Origin of the sequence: Streptomyces durocortorensis (assembly GCF_016901035.1) — a bacterium.
Classification (GTDB): Bacteria; Actinomycetota; Actinomycetes; order Streptomycetales; family Streptomycetaceae; genus Streptomyces; species Streptomyces durocortorensis.
Window position 1 is genome coordinate 1 of the sequence record NZ_JAFEUF010000389.1, and the last position, 4,086, is coordinate 4,086.

The following is a 4,086-nucleotide window of genomic DNA, read 5'->3' on the forward strand; positions in this document are numbered from 1 at the left end:
TGTTTCAACACTCCCCCCCCTATTCACTACCTCACCTTTTTCCCCATCTTAAATATTTCCCCCACACACTGTCGCCGCCCCCGGGGTGTCTGGGGGGGGGGCCCCTTTTCGCGCGCCCGGGTGGGACTAGCCGAGCGGGTGCATCCAGCCGTGGGTGTCCTCGACGACGCCGCGCTGGATGTCGAGCAGGCGCTCCCGGAGCTTCAGGGTGACCTCGCCGGGCTCGCCCTCGCTCTGGGTCCACTCGCCGCCCTCGGACTTCACCAGGCCGACGGGGGTGATGACGGCGGCGGTGCCGCAGGCGAAGACCTCGACGAGGGTGCCCTTCGCGGTGTCGTCGCGCCACTGGTCGATGGAGACGCGGCCTTCCTCGGAGCCGTAACCGAGGTCGCGGGCGACCTTGAGGAGGGAGTCGCGGGTGACGCCCGCGAGGAGGGAGCCGGTGAGGGCGGGCGTGATGATCTTCTTCGAGCCGTCCTCCTGGGCGTACACGAAGTAGAGGTTCATGCCGCCGAGCTCCTCGACCCACTTGTGCTCGACCGCGTCGAGGTAGGCGACCTGGGCGCAGCCGTGCGCGGCGGCCTCGGCCTGGGCGAGGAGGGAGGCGGCGTAGTTGCCGCCGGTCTTGGCGTCGCCCATGCCGCCGGGGACGGCGCGGACGCGGTTCTCCGAGAGCCAGATGGAGACCGGCTTCACGCCGCCGGGGAAGTAGGCGCCGGCAGGTGAGGCGATGACCAGGAACAGGTACTCGTTGGCCGGCTTCACCCCGAGGCCGACCTCGGTGGCGATCATGAACGGGCGCAGGTAGAGGGACTCCTCGCCGCCGTGCGCCGGAACCCACGCCTTGTCCTGCTGGACCAGGGCGTCGCAGGCCGCGATGAACGTCTCGACGGGCAGCTCGGGCATGGCGAGCCGGGCGGCGGAGCGCTGGAAGCGGCGGGCGTTGGCGTCGGGGCGGAAGGAGGCGACCGTGCCGTCGGGCTGGCGGTAGGCCTTCAGGCCCTCGAAGATCTCCTGCGCGTAGTGCAGGGTCATGTTGGCCGGGTCCAGTGACAGCGGGCCGTAGGGGACCAGCTCGGCGTCGTGCCAGCCGCGGCCCTCGGTCCAGCGGATCGTCACCATGTGATCGGTGAAGTGCCGGCCGAATCCGGGGTTGGCCAGGATCGCCTCGCGCTCCGCGTCGGACAGCGGGTTCGAGGAGGGCTTGAGCTCGATCGTGGGCGTCGTCATGAGTGCGTGTCCTTCACCGGTCTTGTGTGTGATGGACCGCGCCCACGCCCGTCCTCCTCCCGACGCTTTCCGGTCAGGTCCTAGGACGTCCGAGCTTCACCACGAGCCACGGCCCCGCGTTCGATTATCACTTGCGGGGGGCCGTGCACGAAATGGTGGGAATGCGGTCCAGGGGTCGATGGTGGCACCCGGGGGCCGCACAGGTGAAGCCGCCGGGCGCTGATGCGACCCGGCGGCTTCGAAGTGGAGTCGTCGGGTCAGCTCGCTACGCGTACCGCGAGGGCGTCGCCGATCTCGTCGGTCGTACGTGCAGCGCCCCCGTCGCGCTCCGCGAGGTCGGCGGAGACGGCGTCCTCGATGCGCGTGGCCTCGGCCTCGTAGCCGAGGTGGCGCAGCAGGAGGGCGACGGAGAGGACCGTGGCGGTCGGGTCGGCCTTGCCCTGCCCCGCGATGTCGGGGGCGGAGCCGTGGACCGGCTCGAACATCGACGGGAACGCGCCCGTCGGGTTGATGTTGCCGGAGGCGGCCAGGCCGATGCCGCCGGAGACGGCGGCGGCGAGGTCGGTGAGGATGTCGCCGAAGAGGTTGTCGGTGACGATGACGTCGAAGCGCTCCGGCTGGGTGACGAAGAAGATCGTCGCCGCGTCGACGTGCAGGTAGTCGGTGGAGACCTGCGGGTACTCGGCGGCGACCTTGTCGAAGGTGTTCTTCCACAGGTGGCCGGCGTAGACGAGGACGTTGTTCTTGTGGACCAGCGTCAGCTTCTTGCGGGGCCGGGCGGCCGCGCGCTCGAAGGCGTCCCGGACCACGCGCTCCACGCCGTACGCCGTGTTGAGGCTGACCTCGGTGGCGACCTCGGCGGGGGTGCCGGTGCGCAGCGAGCCGCCGTTGCCGGTGTACGGGCCCTCGGTGCCCTCGCGGACGACGACGAAGTCGATGTCGGGGCGGCCGGCGAGCGGGGTCGCGGTGTTCGGGAAGAGCTTGGAGGGGCGCAGGTTGATGAAGTGGTCGAAGGCGAAACGCAGCTTCAGCAGCAGCCCGCGCTCCAGGACGCCGGACGGCACGGACGGGTCGCCGATCGCGCCGAGCAGGATGGCGTCGTGGTTCTTGAGGGCTTCCAGCTCCGCGTCCGGGAGGGTGTCGCCGGTGCGGTGCCAGCGCTGGGCGCCGAGGTCGTACTCCTTGGTCTCCAGCTTCACATCCTGCGGGAGGACAGCGTTGAGGACCTTGAGACCCTGGGCCACGACTTCCTGGCCGATTCCGTCACCGGGGATCACTGCGAGATCGATGCTGCGAGACATGCCGGAAGCCTAACGGTGCGTCCCACCCCATGACATCCGACGTCCACGATATGGACGGGAGCAAGGGTGTTCGGGTGTGCGGACGGGCGGTGCGCGGGGCCGCTCGGAGGCCGCCGTTCACGGGCGGGTGCGAGCGGGCGGCACGGAGCCGCTGAGGCGCGGACCGCCGGTCTGCGGACGGGCAGCGCGGTGCGCTCCGGCTCAGTGGCCGGTCGAGCCGCCGTTGTCGCGGCGGTCCAGGGCGCGCTGGAGGGCGGCGGCGGCGTTCTTGCGGTCCGACTCGGACGGGCGGGGCGTGTGACGGACGCGGCGGGAGGTGGTGGTGGGGGCCATGGTGGATCGACTCCTTGAGATCGCGTGGATGTCGAGACCGGTCGAGACCGAGGGCGCGTCGCGGGCAGCGGCCGGTGGACGGCCGGGGCACCGGACGGGCAGCGCGGTGTCGAAGGATCAGGATCTGGATTTCGAGGCGCCGGAAGGAGCGGGGAGCGTACGCGGCAGGGGGTTACCTGCTTCGGAGCGTGCGCCCTCGACCGCCACAGTCGCTCGGTCGAGCGATTCGTTCGGCTCCTACAAAGCTAGAACAGTCGGGCCGCTCTGTCTCCACAGTTAGTCGGACTTCCTACTATCTGAGACGGCCGCCTGGATCGGCGCAGGTCACAGCGCTGGAGGCAATCCGTCCGCGAGCGGCCCGCCAGCTCAGAGGAGGTCGCCGTTCCGCCAGTCGAAGGCCAGCGGGTGGGCGGGCGCGGGCAGGGGGCGTCCGGCCGCCGGGCGGACATAGGTGCTGCCCTCCTCCTCCGGGAGCGGCAGCGGGCCGTCCGGGCCGAGGGCGGCGAGCCGGCCCGGCCAGACCTGCCAGCCGCGCGCCTCGTACAGCACCGCGCCCGCGTCGGAGGCGGACAGGGCCCCGAAGTCGTGGGCGGCGTCGATGACGTGCTCCAGGGCGGCCATGACCCGATGGCCGAGGCCCTCGCGTCGGTGGTCGGCGCGGACAGCGACGCCTTCGACGTAACCGGCGCGGTAGGAGCGGTCCGTGTGCAGGACGCGGCGCTGGACGACGGAGCCGTGGGCGATCAGGAGGCCGTCCGCGTCGCGGATCAGGGCGTGGACGCCGCCGAGGGCGTGCTCCCAGTCCTCGTCGGCGAAGTCGCCCTCGAAGGCGGTGTCGAGCAGGCCGCGGATCTCCGCGCGCTCGGCGGGGGTCAGCTCGAAGGTGGGGGCGGTGCGCACGGCGGGCTCGGTCATGGGGCCCATCCTCGCGCGCGGGCGGCGCTGCCCGCACACGGATAAGCCGCCGGGAGCGGGGCGTGCCCCGCCCGCGCACGGACAACCCCCCCCGGCCGCCGCGATAAGCGGGGCGCGCGGGGCTAGCGTGCCCGCCCGAGGCGCCCGGCGGGGGGGGGGGCCCCCCCCACCCCCCGCGGGGGGGGGGGGGCCCCCCGCGGCCGGCGCCGGCCCCCCCCCCCCCGGCGGGCCCCCCCCCCCGGGGGGGGGCCCCCCCCCCCGCCCACCCCCCCCCCCGGGCCGCGGGCGCCGCCCCGTTGCGCGGGGT

Annotated in this window: 4 protein-coding genes; all 4 read right to left on the reverse strand. The window is 72.7% G+C overall.

Going from position 1 to position 4,086, the window contains the following annotated elements:
• Positions 1-126: 126 nt before the first annotated feature.
• Positions 127-1,230: a branched-chain amino acid aminotransferase gene (locus JS521_RS34345; protein ID WP_205086791.1), complete on the reverse strand. Its 1,104-nt coding sequence runs from the start codon at positions 1,228-1,230 to the stop codon at positions 127-129.
• 257 nt (positions 1,231-1,487) lie between these two features.
• The gene (locus JS521_RS34350) at positions 1,488-2,531 is read right to left on the reverse strand and encodes a 3-isopropylmalate dehydrogenase (RefSeq protein WP_205086792.1); all 1,044 of its coding nucleotides are present in this window, start codon (positions 2,529-2,531) and stop codon (positions 1,488-1,490) included.
• A gap of 201 nt (positions 2,532-2,732) precedes the next feature.
• Entirely contained in the window at positions 2,733-2,864 is a 132-nt protein-coding gene (locus JS521_RS37300) for a hypothetical protein (RefSeq protein WP_275564244.1), read from the reverse strand.
• Between the two features lie 366 nt (positions 2,865-3,230).
• Positions 3,231-3,779 carry a GNAT family N-acetyltransferase gene (locus JS521_RS34355; protein ID WP_205086793.1) on the reverse strand — a complete coding sequence of 183 codons (549 nt, stop codon included), beginning with the start codon at positions 3,777-3,779 and terminating at the stop codon, positions 3,231-3,233.
• Positions 3,780-4,086 lie beyond the last annotated feature (307 nt).

What these genes read in the sequence shown, in the direction of transcription:
- JS521_RS37300 (WP_275564244.1), bottom strand. Translation starts at nt 2,864, where the DNA reads ATGGCCCCCACCACCACCTCCCGCCGCGTCCGTCACACGCCCCGCCCG.
- JS521_RS34345 (WP_205086791.1), bottom strand. Translation starts at nt 1,230, where the DNA reads ATGACGACGCCCACGATCGAGCTCAAGCCCTCCTCGAACCCGCTGTCC.
- JS521_RS34350 (WP_205086792.1), bottom strand. Translation starts at nt 2,531, where the DNA reads ATGTCTCGCAGCATCGATCTCGCAGTGATCCCCGGTGACGGAATCGGC.
- JS521_RS34355 (WP_205086793.1), bottom strand. Translation starts at nt 3,779, where the DNA reads ATGACCGAGCCCGCCGTGCGCACCGCCCCCACCTTCGAGCTGACCCCC.